This is a genomic window from Chitinophaga rhizosphaerae, assembly GCF_003958645.1.
Lineage (GTDB): Bacteria > Bacteroidota > Bacteroidia > Chitinophagales > Chitinophagaceae > Chitinophaga > Chitinophaga rhizosphaerae.
The window spans coordinates 340,085-359,194 of the sequence record NZ_RXLO01000005.1; the positions used below are offsets into that span (position 1 = coordinate 340,085).

The 19,110-nt window shown below is 56.2% G+C and carries 16 protein-coding genes; 12 read left to right on the forward strand and 4 right to left on the reverse strand.

Annotation, left to right across the window (positions count from 1 at the left end; genetic code table 11):
• Positions 1-2: 2 nt before the first annotated feature.
• The 4 genes from EJ361_RS14355 (at position 3) to EJ361_RS14370 (ending at position 3,247) form a co-directional block, all read left to right on the forward strand.
• Positions 3-716 (forward strand): ThuA domain-containing protein, encoded by a 714-nt coding sequence (locus tag EJ361_RS14355; RefSeq protein WP_126246320.1) that lies wholly within the window; start codon positions 3-5, stop codon positions 714-716.
• 29 nt (positions 717-745) lie between these two features.
• Positions 746-1,855 carry a Gfo/Idh/MocA family protein gene (locus EJ361_RS14360; protein ID WP_126246321.1) on the forward strand — a complete coding sequence of 370 codons (1,110 nt, stop codon included), beginning with the start codon at positions 746-748 and terminating at the stop codon, positions 1,853-1,855.
• Complete coding sequence (locus EJ361_RS14365) at positions 1,852-2,715, forward strand: sugar phosphate isomerase/epimerase family protein (RefSeq protein ID WP_205687009.1); 864 nt, start codon at positions 1,852-1,854, stop codon at positions 2,713-2,715. The genes EJ361_RS14360 and EJ361_RS14365 overlap by 4 nt, the downstream gene beginning before the upstream one ends.
• Before the next feature lie 154 nt (positions 2,716-2,869).
• Positions 2,870-3,247, forward strand: a complete 378-nt coding sequence (locus EJ361_RS14370) for a VOC family protein (RefSeq protein ID WP_126246322.1) — start codon at positions 2,870-2,872, stop codon at positions 3,245-3,247.
• A 27-nt stretch (positions 3,248-3,274) separates the two neighbouring features.
• On the opposite strand, the gene EJ361_RS14375 is transcribed toward EJ361_RS14370, so the two are convergent.
• Both EJ361_RS14375 and EJ361_RS14380 read right to left on the reverse strand, forming a co-directional pair.
• Positions 3,275-3,646 carry a hypothetical protein gene (locus tag EJ361_RS14375; RefSeq protein WP_126246323.1) on the reverse strand — a complete coding sequence of 124 codons (372 nt, stop codon included), beginning with the start codon at positions 3,644-3,646 and terminating at the stop codon, positions 3,275-3,277.
• Between the two features lie 81 nt (positions 3,647-3,727).
• On the reverse strand, positions 3,728-4,588 hold the full coding sequence (locus tag EJ361_RS14380; protein WP_126246324.1) for a helix-turn-helix transcriptional regulator: 861 nt from the start codon (positions 4,586-4,588) through the stop codon (positions 3,728-3,730).
• 150 nt (positions 4,589-4,738) lie between these two features.
• Here EJ361_RS14380 and EJ361_RS14385 point away from each other — a divergent pair, with 150 nt between their 5' ends.
• The 3 genes from EJ361_RS14385 (at position 4,739) to EJ361_RS14395 (ending at position 7,917) form a co-directional block, all read left to right on the forward strand.
• On the forward strand, positions 4,739-6,274 hold the full coding sequence (locus EJ361_RS14385; protein WP_126246325.1) for a sodium:solute symporter: 1,536 nt from the start codon (positions 4,739-4,741) through the stop codon (positions 6,272-6,274).
• A 13-nt stretch (positions 6,275-6,287) separates the two neighbouring features.
• A complete protein-coding gene (locus EJ361_RS14390; RefSeq protein WP_126246326.1) occupies positions 6,288-7,226 on the forward strand; it encodes a dihydrodipicolinate synthase family protein in 939 nt (312 codons plus the stop codon).
• 97 nt (positions 7,227-7,323) lie between these two features.
• Positions 7,324-7,917 (forward strand): RNA polymerase sigma factor, encoded by a 594-nt coding sequence (locus EJ361_RS14395; protein WP_126246327.1) that lies wholly within the window; start codon positions 7,324-7,326, stop codon positions 7,915-7,917.
• A gap of 140 nt (positions 7,918-8,057) precedes the next feature.
• Here EJ361_RS14395 and EJ361_RS14400 read toward each other — a convergent pair whose 3' ends face one another.
• Both EJ361_RS14400 and EJ361_RS14405 read right to left on the reverse strand, forming a co-directional pair.
• Complete coding sequence (locus tag EJ361_RS14400) at positions 8,058-8,915, reverse strand: sigma-70 family RNA polymerase sigma factor (protein WP_164714239.1); 858 nt, start codon at positions 8,913-8,915, stop codon at positions 8,058-8,060.
• Between the two features lie 74 nt (positions 8,916-8,989).
• Positions 8,990-9,478: a RidA family protein gene (locus tag EJ361_RS14405; RefSeq protein WP_205687010.1), complete on the reverse strand. Its 489-nt coding sequence runs from the start codon at positions 9,476-9,478 to the stop codon at positions 8,990-8,992.
• A gap of 196 nt (positions 9,479-9,674) precedes the next feature.
• On the opposite strand from EJ361_RS14405, the gene EJ361_RS14410 reads away from it, so the two are divergent.
• Genes EJ361_RS14410 through EJ361_RS14430 form a run of 5 tightly spaced genes read left to right on the forward strand, consistent with a single transcriptional unit; the run spans position 9,675 to position 19,101 of the window.
• Positions 9,675-10,652 (forward strand): FecR family protein, encoded by a 978-nt coding sequence (locus EJ361_RS14410; protein ID WP_164714240.1) that lies wholly within the window; start codon positions 9,675-9,677, stop codon positions 10,650-10,652.
• A 20-nt stretch (positions 10,653-10,672) separates the two neighbouring features.
• The gene (locus EJ361_RS14415) at positions 10,673-14,125 is read left to right on the forward strand and encodes a SusC/RagA family TonB-linked outer membrane protein (RefSeq protein ID WP_164714241.1); all 3,453 of its coding nucleotides are present in this window, start codon (positions 10,673-10,675) and stop codon (positions 14,123-14,125) included.
• A 17-nt stretch (positions 14,126-14,142) separates the two neighbouring features.
• On the forward strand, positions 14,143-15,609 hold the full coding sequence (locus EJ361_RS14420; RefSeq protein WP_126246331.1) for a SusD/RagB family nutrient-binding outer membrane lipoprotein: 1,467 nt from the start codon (positions 14,143-14,145) through the stop codon (positions 15,607-15,609).
• Between the two features lie 7 nt (positions 15,610-15,616).
• Positions 15,617-16,840 (forward strand): purple acid phosphatase family protein, encoded by a 1,224-nt coding sequence (locus EJ361_RS14425; protein WP_126246332.1) that lies wholly within the window; start codon positions 15,617-15,619, stop codon positions 16,838-16,840.
• On the forward strand, positions 16,837-19,101 hold the full coding sequence (locus EJ361_RS14430; RefSeq protein ID WP_126246333.1) for a beta-N-acetylhexosaminidase family protein: 2,265 nt from the start codon (positions 16,837-16,839) through the stop codon (positions 19,099-19,101). The genes EJ361_RS14425 and EJ361_RS14430 overlap by 4 nt, the downstream gene beginning before the upstream one ends.
• Positions 19,102-19,110: the final 9 nt, after the last annotated feature.

Sequence of the window (19,110 nt, forward strand, 5' to 3'; positions counted from 1 at the left end):
GTATGAACAGCAAACATTTCCTTCGTCAAATTTTCGCTTTTGCGTTGCTGCTGGCCGCTTTGCCGCTGGCCGCGCAGAAAGCCCCGCTGCGAGTGCTCATCGTGGGCGGCGGCGGCTCGCACGACTTCGACCGCTGGTACAAACAGGAAGACGCCGCCACGCTGGAGCGCAACGGGCTCGCCAAAGTCACCTACACCAGCGATCCCGCCGCCATAACAGGCCTGCTTCCCGAAACGGACGTGCTCCTGCTGGCCAACAACCAACCCATCAACGACCCCGCCACCCGCGCCGCCATTTTCGCACATGCGGCCGCCGGGAAGGGGTTGGTACTGGCGCACGCGGCCATCTGGTACAATTGGAAAGACTGGCCGGAATACAATGCCCGTCTCGTTGGCGGCGGCAGCCGCTCGCACGAGAAGTACGGTCCGTTCACCGTGGCGCTCAAGGGCAAACATCCGGTTACGCGCAAAGTGCCGAAGTCTTTCACGCTCGACGATGAGCTGTATCACTTCAACGCCGACCCTGCCGCCGCGCAGATCACCGTATTGGCGCAAAGTACCAACGACAAAGGGGTGACGCATCCCGCCGTATTCGTGGTGGAACATCCTGATGCGCGGATCGTAGGCCTGGCGCTGGGGCACGATGCCAAATCGCATGAACTGGCGGCGTACCAGTCGCTGTTGCGGAACGCCGTGAAATGGGCGGGCCACCGTTAATTTATCACTTATCAAAAAATCAGGATATTATGAAACAGATCACGGTTGTAATCGTAGGGATGGGATTCGGAAAGGAATTTATCCCCATTTACCAAAAGCACCCCAACATCAAGCGGGTAGGCATTTGTACGAGGAATCCCGCTACGCTGGAAGAACTGAAGGAGCGCTTCGGCCTCGACGACGATCTTATCTTCACCAATTTCGAAGACGTACCCAAACGCGCTGATATAGACGCCATCCACATCGTGACGCCCGTTCCCGAGCACGCCCGCATGACGCTGGCCAGCCTCAACGCCGGCAAACATACCGCCTGCACCATCCCCATGGCCATGACGGTAGAAGATTGTACCGCCATTGTGGAAGCGCGCCGCAAATCCGGGAAAGTGTACATGATGATGGAAACCGCATTGTATACCCGCGAGTTCCTGTATGGCCTGAAACTGGCTGAATCCGGGCAGCTGGGCCGTATCCAGTTCGTCCGCGGATCGCATATCCAGGATATGAGCATGCCGGGATGGGATGAATACTGGAAAGGGTATCCGCCCATGCTCAACGGCACCCACGCCATTTCGCCGCTGCTGCGCATCAATAATACGAAAGCGGAATCTGTGGTTTGCCACGGTTCCGGCCGGTTGGGCGATGATCTTGCATCCCGCTATGGTAGTCCATTTGCCGTGGAGACCGCCACTTTCACCCTGAAGAATTCCGATGTGGCGGCCGAGGCTACCCGTTCGCTGTTCGACGTGGTAAGGCAATACCGCGAGAGTTATGATGTGTACGGGACGAAGATGTCTTTCGAATGGGAGCAGCTGCAGGACGAAGGTCATTCCGTGTTCGACGGCGGAGAGAACGCCCGGCGGATGGAATGCCCTGATACCGATGCGATGCTCATCCCCGAGATCGCGCATTTCACCAAACGGGAGAAGATCGACGATCCGAACCACGTATCGTTCCTCCAGGGCGCGGGCCACGGCGGTTCGCATCCGCACCTGGTGCAGGAATTCGTAGCGGCGATCGTGGAAGGACGCGAATCCGCGGTAGACGCGCATCTCGCCGCCAACTACACCTGCGCTGGCATCTGCGCGCACGAATCGGCCATGAACGGTGGTAAACGCATCCAAATACCGGATTTCGAATGAGTAAGCAAACTACCATCCAGACCGGCATCAGCACGTTCGTATATGCTTCCCCGTTCAAAACGGCGGATTTCCACCTGTTGCCGAAGATCAAATCTGCGGGGTACGACATCGTGGAAGTGGCGGTGGAACAGGCGGGCCTTATCGACTGGGACCTGCTCGTTTCCATGACGGCCGACCTGGGCCTCGATATCACGCTCAGCGGCGCTTTCGGGCCGCGGCGCGATATTTCTTCCGACAACGCCGCCTTCCGCAAGGAGGGGCTGGATTACATCCTCGAATGCATACGCCTGGCGGAAAAAACGGGGAGCCCGTTGTTTGGCGGGCCGTTGTATTCGGCAGTGGGGAAAACGCGCATCGTGCCGGCGGAGCAGCAGCGGCAGGAGCGGGCCTGGTGCCTGGAGAACCTGCACATCGCCGCCAAAGCCGCGGCAGACCATGGGATATTGCTGGGCGTGGAGCCGCTGAACCGTTTCGAGACAGACATGATCAACACGGTAGACCAGGCGCTGGCGCTCATCGCGGAAGCGGACCATCCTTCGCTGCGGCTGTCGCTCGATACTTTCCACGCCAACATCGAGGAAAAGGATATTCCCGCGGCCATCCGCAAAGCCGGTGACCTGCTATTGCATGTGCAGGCCAACGAAAGCGACCGGGGAACGCCCGGCACGGGGCACCTTCCCTGGCCCGCTATCCGGCAGGCGCTGGACGAGATCGGGTACCGCGGCGCGGTGGTGCTCGAGACTTTCGGCGAGCCGTCCGAAGAGCTGGCCCGCGCCGCCTGTATCTGGCGGCCGCTGGCGGGAAGTGCAGACGAAATGGCTACCGAAGGCGCTGCATTTTATCAACGCATGTTTACATAAGAAGCTGTCAAATCATACCTTTGACTGTAACGTAAAGACGTGTGGAAAAGGCCGTCCGGTTTTCCGGACGGCTATGTTTTTTGCTAAATATTTAGCGGAATTTGAGTGGATTGACAGATATTTGCGCGGGGAATTCCTAAAATCCCCGCTGAGGATGATACGTTTTACGAAGATCGACCATGTGGCAGTCATGATCCCGACGGGCCAGCAAGCTGCGGCCCGGCAATTCTACGGACAACTTTTACAACTGAAGGAAATTCCCGGCCAGCACCCGCGCAACGCCATCTGGTACGAGATCGCAGATATTCAATTGCACCTGGTGGAAGAAGAAAGTACTACCGGTCTCCCCAGCGGCCGCCATCCCGCTTTCGAAGTCGAAAGCCTCGAAGCCGCGAAAGCATATCTCCAATCCAACGGCGTTGCCATCGCCTATACCTCCAAAATCGAAGGCCGCGAACGGGCGTTTTTCCGCGATCCGTTCGGGAACAGGGTGGAGATGATCGAGTTTGATAAAGAATTTGAAAAGGTGTAGTTTATCGAATACTAGCATTCTCTCTATTTATTCACAAAGCATAGTATCAAAGTCGATATGTAATTGGGTACTGCCATTGTCGTCCACGGTCACCCATTTATAGTTTTTTAATACATATGCATTCCCGCCATCAAGTTTCACCCATTCATCAATACCTCTAGCACCGTACTTTAAATCCTGTTTAGAGGTAAGTCCTATTGGAGCCACATATTCTCGGTTTTTTACGAGGTATATACATGTATTCTTCTTTACTTTTTCCTGCGCTTGTGATTGAGTTAGATAAGTTGATTTTGTAAGGGTGGGCAATCGACGATTTATTTCAATTGGCGTCATTGATGCTGCGCATGAAGTTAAGAACAGGGCGAATCCGATTATAGCTATTAAAGGCCACTTTTTCATAGTATAGGTATTCTTTAAATTGGATTTAAATATAATAAAAATATTGAATGTTATATAACAGAATACCTTTCAAATCACCTTTTAACTCCTCTCCCGAAATCCCTTGGGCGATACGCCCATGATCAGCTTGAACGTCCGCGAAAACGTGTACTGGTCGGGGTACCCCATTTCCTGCGCGATTTCCTTCACCGTGAGGTTCGTTTCTTTCAGGAGCTGACTGGCCTTTTGCATCCGCAACGACGTAAACAGCTGGATGGGAGAGTAGCGCGTTTTCTCCTTGAACAGCGCCGAAAGATAGGAGGCAGACAAATGCGCCTGCGCCGCGAGGTCGGCCAGGGTGAGGTTCTTGTCGAGCTGCTGCTTCATGATCTGGATGCATTGCTCGATCTGGTTGTCTGACCCCTGTTTCATATAGTTGAAGACAGATAGCCGGAAGGTGCCGAGGAAGCTGTAGAACCGGAAGTTGGCATAGAGCAGGTTCTCGATATTGTTCATGAGATCGAGGTGATGAAGGATATCCCAGAACTGCGCGATGCGGCCCACGAGCGGCGGGGTGGTATGGATGGGCTTGCCGTTGGTCAGGTAATCGCAGAGCTCGTCGGCCAGAAGCCCCGTGAACTGGGCGGTGTGTAGCCGCCAGGGATTGCGGGGATCGGGGCCGCACCGGAACGGTGTGTGTTGAGCCAGCAACACATATTGATTGGCTTTCACGGCGTGGCGCTCGCCCGAAACTTCGTACCAGCCGCTTCCATGTGCGGAATACAGCAGGCTGTATACCGGGGCGCCCTTCGGTTCGCCCCATTCCTTTGCGTCATTTTCCGGATAAAAACGGATAGCGGTGATGTATAGGTTGCGGCCCAGCGGATGTTCGTCCAGCTTGCGTTGCAGCTGTTCGGGCAAGGTCCATGCGGTGGAAATGTTGGCGTTGGATGGGTGCTTCACGGCAGTAATTTAAGCTATTCTTTTCATAACATTCAACATTGTTTAGCCAGAAAAATCTCTGCAACTTGCCAAAGGACCGGAGGAAGTTCCGGTACAAATTAAATCCACGTGAGGAATGGCAATATCAACCAATAGATAGCATTTTAAGACATGCAGCAACTGCCTATTACAGACCTGGCGGTAATCGGAGCGTATTTGATCGGAATGATCCTGATCGGTATATATTTTTCCAGGAAGAACAAAAATGCGGCACAATTCACGACAGCTTCAGGCACCATTCCCGGTTGGGCGCTCGGCCTTTCGCTGTACGCCACTTTTTTGAGCAGCAACACCTTCCTGGGCGTTCCGGGAAAATCGTTCGGCGGCAACTGGAACGCTTTCGTGTTCAGCCTGTCGATGGTTCCCGCAGCCTGGATTTCGGCAAAATATTTCGTTCCCTTCTACCGCAACAGCGGCGAAGTGAGCGCCTATACGCACCTTGAGCACCGCTTCGGCCCCTGGGCCCGCACCTACGCCATGATCTGCTTCATCCTCACCCAACTGGCGCGGATGGGCTCCATCTTCTTCGGCGTAGCGCTGGCCCTGCAAGCCCTCACCGGCCTCGACATGCGCACCATCATGGCCGTAACCGGCGTCTGCATCATCATCTACACCGTGCTAGGCGGCATGGAAGCCGTGATCTGGACGGAAGTGTTGCAGGGCCTCATCAAAACAGCCGGTGCCATCATCATCCTCTGGCTGGTGATAGACGGGATGGAAGGCGGCGTCAGCGATATTTTCAGTGTTGGTTCGGCCGAAGGGAAGTTTTCACTGGGCAGCCTCAGCTTCACGAATTTCAGCACGTCTACCGCCTGGGTGGTTTTCCTGTACGGATTTTTCATCAATCTCAACAACTTCGGAATGGACCAGAACTATGTACAACGCTACCATGCCGCCCGCAGCCAGAAAGAGGCTGCCAGAAGCGTGTGGCTCTGCGTGTACTGGTACTTGCCCGTGAGCGCGGTTTTCTTTTTCATCGGCACGGCACTGTACGCATATTTCCTGCAACACCCGGAAATGCTCAACGCCGTGCGGGAGCAGGCGGCGCTGGAAAGGGGCGTAGCGGCTTCATCGCTTTCACCGGCCGATTACGGAGACAAGATACTGCCGTATTTTATGGTGAAGAAAGTACCTGCAGGATTGCTGGGGCTCATCATCGCGGCGATCCTTTCCGCCGCCATGAGCACCCTCAGCAGCGGCATGAACAGTTCCGCCACGGTTTTCCTGAAAGACATCTGGCAGCGGTACGTTCGTCCGAACCCTTCGCCGAAGGAGGAAATGAAAGTTCTGCACCTGGCCACCGTAGTGTCTGGCACAATGGCCATCTTCTTCGGCATCGCCATGATCGGTGTTAAAAGTATACTGGACATCTGGTGGGAGCTTTCCGGCATTTTCGCCGGCGGTATGCTCGGCCTCTTCCTGCTGGGGATCATCTCCAAAGCGAAGAACGCCGCCGCCGTGGCCGCCACCGTCATCGGCATCCTCGTGATCCTCTGGATGAGCCTGTCGAAATATTTTCCGGAAGATCTGCAACGGTTCAAAAGCCCGCTTCACATCCACATGGTGATCGTGGTGGGCACATTGGCGATCTTCCTGGCGGGACTGCTTTTCTCGCGGATGCAGCGCCGCCTTCATTCCCCATCTTAAAACCCTGTTTGTTATGCAAAAGAAATTCGTACCGGTGATGATCACGCCCTTCAACCTGAAAGCGCGCATCGACCTGGGCATGGTGGAGCAACTGATCGATTTTTACCTGAAAGCCGGGGTGAAGGGCTTTTTTGCCAACTGCCTTTCTTCCGAAATGTACAGCATTAGTGAAGATGAGCGGTTGGAGCTGACGCGCCACGTAGTCAATTACGTGAACGGCCGTGTGCCCGTGGTGGCTACCGGTTCGTTCGGCCTTACGATCCAGGACAAGGCGCAATTCATCCGCAATATCCATGACACAGGCGTGGATGCGGTGATCATGATCACGGGGCATTTCGCGAATGTAGACGAGCCGGATGCCGTGTTGATAGACCGTTTCCATCAAATGTTCGACCTCACGGGCGATATCCCGCTGGGACTGTACGAATGCCCCGCGCCGTATAAAAGGGTGCTGAGTGCCGGAGTCCTGAAAACGCTCCTCGATTCCAACCGGCTCATTTATCATAAAGACACGAGCTGCGAGGTGGATAGCGTGCGGGAGAAAATGGCGGTGATCGACAATCCGAAATTCGAGTTCTACGATGCGCATACGCCCAATGCCGTGGATTCTCTGCGCATGGGGGCGGCGGGCATGTCGTCCATTTCCGGGAATTTCTATCCTGAAATCCTTGTCTGGCTTTGCAATAACGCAGCCGACCCCTCGAAGGCGGAAGAAGTGGCCTGGATACAGGAGGAGCTGCGCCGGGTCGATCCGCTCATCCACATCGCATACCCCATGAGCGCGAAATATTTTCTGCAACTGAGGGGCATTCCCGTACGCACGATCAGCCGTGCACACGTGCTGGAACTCACGCCCCAGCAGAAGGAAGTACTGCAGGGCATCCAGCGCGATTTCAGGGGATGGTGCGAGCGGCTGGGCATCCGCGAAGCGGCGCCATCACATGCATTGTAACAAATTAAATAATGGTTATTTTACGATGATAGGTTGAATCGGTAGCGAAGGGTGATGTAGATTGCATGCTTAGATCCTTATTCCTAAATTTCGCTTTATGAACACCGGCACCTGGTATCCGCAGCAAGACGACAAGATCCTTTGGGATCGCCTCCGGGAAGGGGACAGGGAAGCTTTCGGCGAAATCTACCGCCGGTATTTTCCACCCCTGTTCCGCTACTGTAGCCGTTTTACGCAAGACGCCGGTTTGGTGAAGGACACTTTGCAGGATTTTTTCACCGATCTATACCTCCGCCGCGAAGCACTCCAAACGCCGGACAAACCCAAAAGCTACCTGCTGGTTTCCGTACGTCGCAAATTGGTAAGAATTTTAGGGAAAACACCCCGGCCGCATGCGTTGACAGACATGGAAGCGCCCGCCTTTTTCCTGGAATTATCGCCCGAAAGCTACCTCATCAGCCGGCAAAACGCCGCGATGGCGGAGCGCCATGTGCAGCAAACCATCGGCCGGCTCACGCTGCGCCAGAAGGAAGCGGTGTATCTCCGGTTTTATGAAAGCCTTTCCTATGAAGAGATCGCGGAAGTCATGCAGCTCAAAGCCGTGAAATATGCCCGGACGCTCGTGTACCGCGCCCTTACGGAGCTGAAACCCCTGCTGGCGGGCGCGGAAACGCTGTTGTACAGCCGGTAGGAGAAGCGATTTTTCAAAGGTCCAATTTCTGCGGATCGAACACGACACAGAAACCTGCCGCTATCAGGTTCCGGCAGGACTTTCCAGAAGTTTTAATTGCTGCGAACCGACCACCACGCCGAATCCTACCTGTTCCAGTTTCATACAGGGAATGGGAATGTACTTTGCAAATGTTTCAATTTCAGCGGATCGATCACCACATCAATACGCACCACTTTATCTCCGCTGACTTCGAAAATCTGGCACGATGCTAATTGCCCGTTTTCAAAATATAAAACGGCCGGTTGATGGTTCAATTCGGTAAAAACGATTTGCGAACGGTTATTGAAGTTGCGATGTACGAAGATCAGTAACCCGCTCACCAGCGCCCCGCCGCTGCGATGCTTCGCTACCACCTGAACGGTATTTCCTCCATCGGCATAAAACTGCACGCCTTCGGCCAGTAAGCTTTTTACGGCTTCGGTATCGCTATCCCGGATGGCGTTTATGAGTTGCCTGACAGTTGCTGAAACATCGTCCGGGCGCGGGATTTCAGCGTCATATCCCAGGCTCTTCAGCTTTTCCCGCGATCTGCTCAGGATCTTACGGGAGTTGGCTGTGGTGTAAGACAGCATGTCGCCGATCTCTTCATGCGAATAACCGAACCCTTCTTTCAGGATAAATACGGCCCGCTCTTTCGGGTTCAACTGCTCCAGCCGCGCCAGCAACGAAAACCCGGCGACTTCGTTAGATGCGTCGTCGCCTGGTTCGGTGGAAACGGGCTCGGGCAGCCATACATCAGTCGAAACTATCTTTGCCGTTTTCTTTTTCAGCTGGATCGCCTGGTTGATAACGCTTTTGATAAGGTAGTTTTTCGGGTTGACGACATTTTTCGTGTCGCTGACGGAAAACCGCGCCATCACGTCCTGCACCACATCTTCCGCATCTTCCACAATGCCCAGAATATTGTAGGCGTATGGGAACAACGTCCGCTGATAATTGTCTAACAAACTGTCCATCAATATCGAATATACACCAGGAAAGATTCCTGCAGACCAGCCGGTCCGCAGTCCGCCAGTCCGCAGCCAATCAATTATGGTCCGGGTTTCCGTACCGCCATGGCGTCGATTTCCACCAACATCCCGTCTATGGCGAGTTTGGGGACGGGGATCAGCGTATTGACGGGGAAATTCTTCTTCGGCCATATTTTATGGAATTCTTCCACGATGATCGCCAGTTTTTCCTGGCTGTGATCCACGACGAGCGTGGTGACCTTCACCACATCGTCCATCCCCAGCGAGTCCGCCGCCAGGGCCGCCCGGATGTTCTTCAGTGAAAACGCGACCTGGCGCCGGAAATCGGGGCTCAACCGGCCGGTAGTGTCTTCCTCGCCGCCCTGTCCGGCAATAAAAATGAAACGGTATCCCGCGGGAACCGTTGCCATATGAGAAAAGCCATATGGCGCCGGATCGAACAATGCCGGGGGATTCTTGTGCTGCTGTGCCTGTGTTGTCATGGTAATAAGTATGGAGATGATGAAAATTACCCTTTTGATGATCCGTTTTGCTTTTGCTGTTCGCATAATTCCTGTTTTACTTATTAGATAACGTTTCAGTAAAAACGTGACTACCGGTCATCCCAAATTTTTGATGGCAAGAATATTAGTAATTGATTATCAGTTAATTCTATTGGGCGAAATATTTTGTTCGAAAAAAGTTCCTTTTTCCTGAGGGCATCACTGCATGATCGTACCTCCTTATTACGTACAAGACTTAATTATGTCATATCAAGATTACGAAGCGGCGGATTTTGCGGCGGAAGCTTCCTTCCAGGCCTGGGTGCAGCGTACAGACGATGCGGCCGCACGGTTCTGGGAACAATGGGCCGCGGCGCACCCGGAGAAGCGGGATGCGTTGCGCGAGGCGCAATGGATGGTCCGCTCGTTCCGGTTTCATGCCACTGAAGTTGACCCTGCCGGAATGGATGCCGTGAAAGCCGCCATAGACGGTGTGCTGGATGCGGAAGACCGTAAAAAAAACCGGCGCTTCCCTGTCAGAAGGCTCATCATTGGCGCCACCGCCACCGCAGCGGCCATCGCGGCCTTCCTCGTGATGAGGTTGCCGGCTCCGGCCGCGGAAATGATAACGCTCAGCACCACTTTCGGTGAAACCACGACCGTCACATTGCAAGACGGCACCGAGGTCTGGCTTAACGCCAATTCATCCATCCGTTACCCGGCCGCGTTTAACGGCAAAGACGCCCGTACCGTGTCACTGCAGGGCGAAGCGTATTTCAGGGTGAAACACGCGCCGCAGGGATTGCACCCGCGGTTCGTGGTACATACCGACATGACCGATGTGGAAGTGACCGGCACCGCGTTCAACGTTTACCACCGGCACGATTCAGCCGCCATCGCGCTCCTGGAAGGCAGCGTAACGGCTTCAGGACGGAACATGAAGCCCGGAGACCTGCTCCAGCAAAGCGCCCTGGGCATCTCGCTCACGCAGGCGCCGGCAGGCGGGTTCACGGCATGGATGGAAAAACGCGTGGTGATAAGGGATGGCACGCTGGCAACGGTGGCCCTGCGCATGGAAGACCTTTACGGCAAGCGCGTCCGTTTCAAACGCGCCGGCATGGAATCGCTGCCCTTCACGGGGTCTGCCCCCATGGACCAGCCGGAATTGTTACTGAAGGCGGTGTGTACGGTACACGGACTGAAGATGCGGGAAGAAAACGAATTCATCATTCTCGAATAAGATCTTTAAAACTTACACTTATGCAAAAGAGCTTTACGAAGCTTTGCGCGGTGCTATGCATCCTGCTCGCTTGCGCGGAATCGCGCGCGCAGGACGCCATGGTGCGCGGCACCGATGCCCGACGCCATGCCGGCATGATCTCCTTGAAGGAGATGTTCACCGCCCTTGAAAACAGTCTGCAGGTGGCCTTCAGCTACTCCGCCGCGCAGGTGGAGGGCAAACTGGTGGCAGACCGCTATGCCCGTATCCCTGCCGCGCAGCTGGAAACACAACTGGCTAAAGTACTTGCCCCCGCAGGCCTCCAGGCCGTGCGGATATCCGCGCGCGACTACGCCATCCGCACCGTGGCCGCTCCGGCAGTCACCAAAACCGTAGACCTCCAGGTGTCTGGTGTGGTGACGGATGAGCAGAACCAGCCATTATCCGGTGTGAGCGTGCATGAGAAAGGCACCTCCAACGGTACGGCCACCAACGCACAGGGCCGCTACACCATCCGCGTGGCCGGACCGTCGTCTGTGCTCGTGTTCCGCTCCGTGGGCTTCGCCACCCAGGAAAAGGTCGCGGGCAGGGGAGACCTGAATATCAGCATGGCACCCGATGTAAAGGAACTGAACAGCGTAGTGGTTACCGCCCTCGGTATCAAACGCGAAGAAAAAGCCCTCGGTTATTCGATCGCCACGCTAAAGGGCGACCAGGTAGCCACCGTGAAGGAAGTAAACGTGGCCAACGCGCTCTCCGGTAAAGTAGCCGGCGTGAACGTGCGCTCCGTTTCCTCCGACCCCGGTGCCTCGGTGTTCGTAAACATCCGCGGCCAGCGAACCCTGGGGTCCGACAACTCTCCGCTGTATGTGGTAGACGGCGTGCCCATCGCCGGCGGCGTCCGCAGTCCGAAAGAGCCCGTTGGCCGCGGCGTAGTGGATTACGGCAGCCCGATCTCCGACATCAACCCGGACGACATCGCTACCGTAACGGTGCTCAAAGGCGCCAGCGCTTCCGCGCTCTACGGTACCCGCGCGCTCAACGGCGTGATCCTCATCACCACAAAATCCGGCAGCGGCGCCAAAAAAGGCCTCGGCGTTTCCGTGAACTCCTCGGCCATGTTCGATAAAGCCTGGCTGTTCCCCCAGTTCCAGAACGAATTCGGCTCCGGCAACCGCCCCGGCTCCAACGAAACGATCTCCACCGCCTCCTGGGGCCCCCGCCTCGATATCGGCACCAAACATATTCAGTGGGATAGCCCGCTCGATAACAACGGCGACCGCATCCCCACCGACTGGGTTTCCTATCCCGATCGCCACAAGGATTTCTACGAAACCGGATACACGCTCACCAATAACGTCGCCATCACCGGCGCCAACAACGATGGCGATTTCCGCCTCTCGTTCACCCATCTCAAAAACGGTGGCATCGTTCCCAATACCGACCTCGACCGTAACACGATCAACCTGGCGGCAGGATACAAGCTCAGCCCGAAAGTGCGGGTGAGCACGAACATCGGCTATACGAAGAACCACAGCAACAACAGGCCCACGTTCAACCGCGAAAGCCCCAGCAACATCATTTACACGACCACACCTAACGTAGACGTGAAGAAACTGCGCAACTACTGGGTCCCCGGCAAGGAAGGCCTCGAGCAATTCTCGCACGTGCCCGGCAGCGTAGACAATCCCTATTTCGTAGCCTACGAATTCATCAACGGCTACAACCGCGACCGCATCATGGGGAACGTGGAAGTGAACATCGACCTCGCGAAAGGCCTCACCCTTATGGGCCGCACCGCGATGGACAACTACAACGAAGCCCGCGAAAGCAAACGCCCCTTCGGCGCCATCCGCACCAAAAAAGGCGCATATTCTTATGAAACGGAAAGGCTGCAGGAAATCAATGCCGACTTCCTCCTGTCTTACCGCAAGGATATCAACCAGGACTTCAACTTCAACGTATCCGCGGGTATGAACCGGATGCACCGGAAGTTCAAGTCGGCCTTCCAGAGTGCCAATGCCTTGTCGGTCCCGGGTATTTTCAGCATCAAAAATGCTGCTGCGGGTTCCGTTACCAACGATATGTTCGAATGGGAACAGCGGATCAACAGCGTGTATGGTATGGGGCAGCTCGCTTACCGGAACTATCTTTTCCTGGACGTAACGGCGCGTAACGACTGGGCCAGCACGCTTCCCCCCGAAAACAATTCCTATTTCTATCCTTCCGTTTCCCTCGGCTGGGTACTGAGCGACATGCTCCAGATCAAATCCGGCCCGATCTCCTTCATGAAAATGCGTGCCAACTGGGCGCAGGTGGGCGGCGAACCGGGCCCGCTCCAGTTGTACAATACCTATAATTTCGGTGCGGACTGGAACGATTATAAACGCGCATTGCAGGACGGGACCCTCAAGAATAACCGCCTCAAGCCGTTCATCTCCACCTCCACCGAAATCGGCGCCGATCTGCGGTTCTTCAATGGACGGCTGGGCGTGGATTTCAGCTGGTACAACTCTGTAACGTCGAACCAGGTACTAAGGATCGGGACCACCATGGCTTCCGGGTATAGCAATAAAGTGATCAACGGCGGCCGTATCCAGAACCGCGGGATCGAAGCTTCCATCACCGGTACACCCGTGAAAGGAACGTTCCAGTGGGACGTAACCGCCAACTTCACCCGGAACAAGAATAAAGTACTGGAGCTCGACGAAGGGATGACGGCTTACCAGCTCGGCAGCTCCGAAGGCGTGAACTACGAAGCCCGCGTGGGCGAAGAACTGGGCAATATGTACGCCCGCAGCTGGGCCACCGTTCCCGACGGGCCGCATAAAGGCGAACCGCTCATTACCGACGGCGGCGAATACGAACGCGTGAGCGTGTGGACCAAAATCGGCAACTATAACCCCGATTTCATGGTGGGCTTCTCCAATACCTTCAGCTATAAAGGATTTGCGCTGAACGTGCTGGTAGACTGGCGTCAGGGCGGACAGTTCCACAGCTACGTGGCCAAAAACCTCCTCAGCGACGGCCGCACCAAAACCACCCTGCCCGGCCGCGACGAAAGGACCGGCGGTCTGCCCTGGACGGATGGTTCCGGTGAAAAACGCAACGACGGCAGCATCCTTTACGGATATTACCTCGACGACGCTACCGGCGAATACAAGCTCAACGACAAAATCCTCGATCCGGAAGCGTATTACGGCGCATATTACTGGGATTTCCTGAGCCGTTCCACTTTCGACGCATCGTATGTGAAATTGCGCGAAGCATCGCTCACGTATAATTTCCCGAAAAAGATGCTGGGCCGCCTGCCGATCGGCAACCTGAACATCTCGCTCATCGCACGGAACCTCTTTACCTGGACAGCCGCCGACATGGGCTACGATCCGGAAACGGCGATGACGATTTCAGGCAGCGGGATCGGGCAGGGCGTTGGTAGCTGGTCGCTGCCGTACACCCGCTCCTTCGGTGCCAAACTTGGATTCAATTTCTAAACTGCAAATCAACGGTTATGCAACGCATACGTTTTAAATACCTGGCTTTTGCCGCTTTGCTGATGCTCGGCGCCTGCGGGAAAGACATCGAAAAATACAATGAAGACAAGAACGGCGCGGAGTACATCAATCCGGAATACCTGCTGTCGTCCATCATCCTGTCTACCGCATCCGATTACCAGCGAGAGGCGTATATGGACAAGCCCGCATCCGCCGGCCGTTACATCACCATGGTGCGTAACGAGGGGAACGACAAGTTCAACTGGGGCCCGCAGAGCTGGGACGGTATCTACAGCCGCCTGTCGTACAACAAAAGCCTGTTCGAGATGATCGAGCACTTCGGTCAGCCGGAGTATCTTCCATATGCAAGGATCATCCGCGCATTCAACTTCGCCTACGCCACCGATCTTTTCGGCGACGTTCCCTATTCGAAGGCGCTGCTGTCCAAATCGGAAGGCAACATCCGACCGGAGTACGACCGCCAGGAAGCGATTTACCCCGACCTGGTGAAAGAGCTCCGCGAAGCCAACGATCAGCTGGCAGCACAAACGCGGGAGATCAACAAAAGCCAGGACGGACTCTATAAAGCCGACCCGCTGAAATGGCGCAAGTTCGCCAATTCGCTCCGCCTTCGCCTCCTGCTGCGCATGTCCAAAAACTTCCCCGCCGCTTTCACGGAAATGCAGGCCATCGTTTCGGATAAATCGAAATATCCCATCTTCGAATCCAATGCCGACAATGCCGAAGTGCTGTATGCGGGCACGCAGAAAGACAACAGTTGGCCCGGCGGAACCATGGCTACATCATACGAAGAATTCGATAAACGCAAGCCCAGCAAGGAAATCATCGACGCGCTCTACGCCCGGAACGACCCGCGGATGGAAGCCTGGTTCGCCAAGGTGAAAAATCACGGTACCACCGACCCCCGGGATTATGTAGGCGTTCCCAACGCCATCCAGGCGCCGTACGACTACAACGGCGGCTACGATTACATCTCCCGCCTGGCGCCCATGTTCAACGGCGATAAGGGCGCCATGATCCCTGCGTCGCTCATGACCTATTCCGAAGTATGCTTCATCCTCGCCGAGGCCGCGCAGGCCGGCAAAATCACGGTAACGGGCAAAACCGCCGAATCGCTGTATTACGACGGTATCCGCGCCAATATGCTGTTCTACGGCGTGCTGGACAAAGCGGAAACGGCGGACTATTTCGACCAGCCCATCGTGAAATACAACGGCACGCTGGAGCAGCTCATCAACCAGAAATGGATCGCCATGTTCCTGAAAGGCAGCGAAGGCTGGTTCGACCATCGCCGCACCGGGTTCCCGAAATTCGTGCTCGGCCCGCTGTCTTCCTCTACCACACTACCGAAAAGGTACATGTACCCCGATAGCGAAACCCGCACCAACCTCGACGCGTACAACCGTGCCGTGGCTGTGTTCGGACAAGACAAACAAACCACCCTCATGTGGTATCTCAAGTAAACTATCTATGAACATACACTATGCAGGCAGGTGGCTCCTCGCCACCTGCTTTTTCTTACCAGCAGCCAAAGCGCAGCAGGCCCGGCCGGATAACATCGTACTGAACGTAACCGCCGATCCCTCCCGCTCCGCCGCCGTGAACTGGCGCACGAACGCAGCTACGGACTCCAGCTACGCCGAGATCGCTCCGGCATCGCCCGATCCCGCGTTCACGGCCAAAGCCATCCGCGTACCGGCCGCCACAGGCAGCGTAATTTCAGATACGATCGCCGCGCGGTACCACTCCGTCGTGTTCAACGACCTGCAGCCCAACACCGAATATGCGTACAGGGTAGGGAAGGGCAACGACTGGAGCGAATGGTTCCAGTTCCGCACCGCCGGCCTCCCCGGCCAGCCGTTTTCCTTTATTTACCTGGGAGACGCGCAAAACAACCTCCGCTCCCTGTGGTCGCGCGCGATCCGCAAAGCATGGTCGGCCGCACCGGACGCCAGGCTCATCATCCATGCGGGCGACCTCGTCAACCGCGGCAACAATTACGACGAATGGCAGCAGTGGTTCGAAGCGGGAAGTTTCATCCATGCGTCCGTTCCCGGGCTTATGTCGCCCGGGAACCACGAATACCATTACCCGAAAGACAGCGGTCAGATATCCGTGTTCTGGCGGCCGCAGTTCGCCTTGCCGGAAAACGGGCCCGCCGGACTGGAGGAAACCTGCTACTACACCGATGTGCAGGGCGCAAGGTTCATTTCCCTCAATTCGCAGGAGATCGAGATCAACGAAAGGCTGCTGCATTTGCAGCGCGACTGGCTGGAAAAAGTACTGCAGGAAAACAAGCAGCGATGGACGATCGTGACCTTTCATCACCCGGTACTTTCCACGAAAAAGACCCGCGACAACAAGTTCATCCGCCAGTACATCAAACCTTTGCTGGACAAGTATAAGGTAGACCTCGTGCTTACCGGGCACGACCATACCTACGCCCGTGGCCGCGACGGCAACCAGGGCCCCGTGTACGCCGTTTCCGTGAGCGGGCCGAAGATGTACGAGCTCGACCCCGCTCCCTGGATGGCGGTTACGGGATCGCACGAACAATTTTACCAGATCATCCGCGTGGATGACAAAGCCATACGTTACACTGCTTATACGGTAGACGGCGAGGTGCACGACGCCTTTGAACTGATCAAACAGCCCGGCCGGCCGAATTTGCTGAAGAATGTAAAGAAACCATGAGACGAATCCTTTTGACCCTCTTACTGTTTCCGCACGTCTGCCTGGCTATCCGTAATACGCCGGGTGGACTGTGGAGGCAGGTATCGATCGTTTGCAGGCCAGGCCACATCGCCGGCACCGTTTTGCAGGAAGAAGTTTTCCGGAGAACGGGGCTACGGTGGCCGCTGGTGGCCACTTTGCCTGCTGTAGGAGATGCAGTGGTGATGGAAGAGGGACCGATGGCCGCAGAGGCTTTCGCCATCCATTCGGGGCAGCGGAACGGGAGAAGGGTGCTCCGGATCTCGGGATCGCCGCAAAGAGGTTTGCTCTACGGGGCAGGACGATTGTTGCGGTTGATGGAGATGCGGAAAGGATCGGTGACAATGCCGGTTTCGGTGGATGTGGAAGCCGCGCCGCAAAAAGCCATCCGAGGGCACCAGATCGGTTACCGCAACCTGGCGAATTCTTACGACGGATGGTCGCCGGCGCAATATGACCGCTACATCCGCGAACAAATCATTTTCGGTGCCAACAGCATCGAAGCCATTCCTTTCATGCCGGCTTCCCCGCATTTCACCGTTCCGTCGCGGGAGATGACGCGCAGGATGTCGGAAATCTGCCAGCGTTATGACGCCGATTACTGGGTGTGGACGCCGGCTACTTTCGATTTGAACGACCTGGCCAAACGGGATCACTTCCTCCGCCAGTTCGACACGCTCTTCCGTGAAAGTCCCCGCCTCGACGCGGTTTTCTTTCCCGGGGGCGATCCCGGCAATAATCCGCCGGAGCTGGTGATCCCGCTGTTGGAAGAACTGTCCGTTCCCCTGAAAAAATTCCATCCGAAAGCGAAGATTTGGTTGTCGCTGCAAGGCTTCGGGCCGGCGCAGTGCAAATTCGTGTACGACTACATCCGCGATAAAAAGCCCGAATGGCTGGCGGGGTTGGTCGTAGGGCCGGGGAGCCCTTCGCCGGAAGATACCCGTTCGTCCATACCGGCGCAGTACAAATTGCGCCATTATCCGGACATCACGCATACCGTACGGGCCGATTTCCCCGTGGCCTGGTTCGATCCCGCTTTCGCGTTCACCCTGGGCCGGGAGCCCGTGAACCCGCAACCATACTATTATTCCATGGCGTACCGCGCCATCGAGCCCTACATCGACGGCTTCATCGGTTATTCCGACGGGGCGCACGACGATCTGAACAAAATGGTCTGGAACCAGCTGGGCTGGGACGCCAACGCCGATCCGCGCGAGACCGTCCGCCAGTACGCTTCCTTTTTCTGGGGGGCGGACGTCCGCGATGCGGCGGCAGACGGCATCCTGGCGCTGGAACGGAATTGGGTGGGCCCTATCGTGGAAAATGGGGGCATCGCCGCGGCGCTGAGCCACTGGCAAGGCCTGGAAGCTGCGGCGCCTGCGCTGAAAGGAGACTGGCGCTGGCAGATGATGCTGTTGCGTGCTTATTACGATGCATATACCCGGCTTCGCCAGATCCGGGAAAGTAAACTGGAAACTGCGGCCTGCAAGGCTTTGCTGGCCGGTCCGCAGGCGATGGGCGAAGCCGAAAGCATACTTTCCCGGGCTGATTCCTGCGTGATGCCGGCCTGGCGGAGCAAGATCGTGGAATTGTGCGAGGCGCTTTTCCGCTCGGTGGCGTTGCAAACGAGCGTGAAGAAATACAAGGCTTCCGGGCCGGAACGCGGTGCTGTGCTGGATTTTGTGGACCGCCCGCTCAACAGCCGCTGGTGGCTCGAAGACGAATTCAAACGCATCCGGCAACTGCCCCCGGCGGAACAGCGCCTGGCCATAGACACCATCGCCCGTTGGGAGCACCCCGGGCCGGGGAGTTTTTATGACGACGTGGGGCATGTGGGAAAAAGCCCGCACGTTGTACGGGGAGAAGACCTCAACACCGACCCCCTCATGCGCCGGAGCGATAATCCGGGCTTCGACTGGTGGGACGGAGGGATGAGCCGCAAACGGCTGTCCTGGATGGCGAGCATGCGCTGGCCCACGGCCATGCGGTACGACCGGCTCGATTCCACGGCGCAATATGCCGTGCGGATTACCGGGTATGGCGAAAGCCTCGTTCGTGCCAACGGCCAGCGGCTGAAAGCCACCGTATATGGAAAAGGGATCGGGGAGATCAAGGAATTCCCCGTTCCGCAGGAACTGACGAAAACCGGCAGTCTCTTATTAACCTGGGACGCCATCGACGAAGAACACCTCAACTGGCGGCAGCATTCCCGCGTGGCCGAGGTGTGGCTCATCAAACGATAAAAAAGCAAC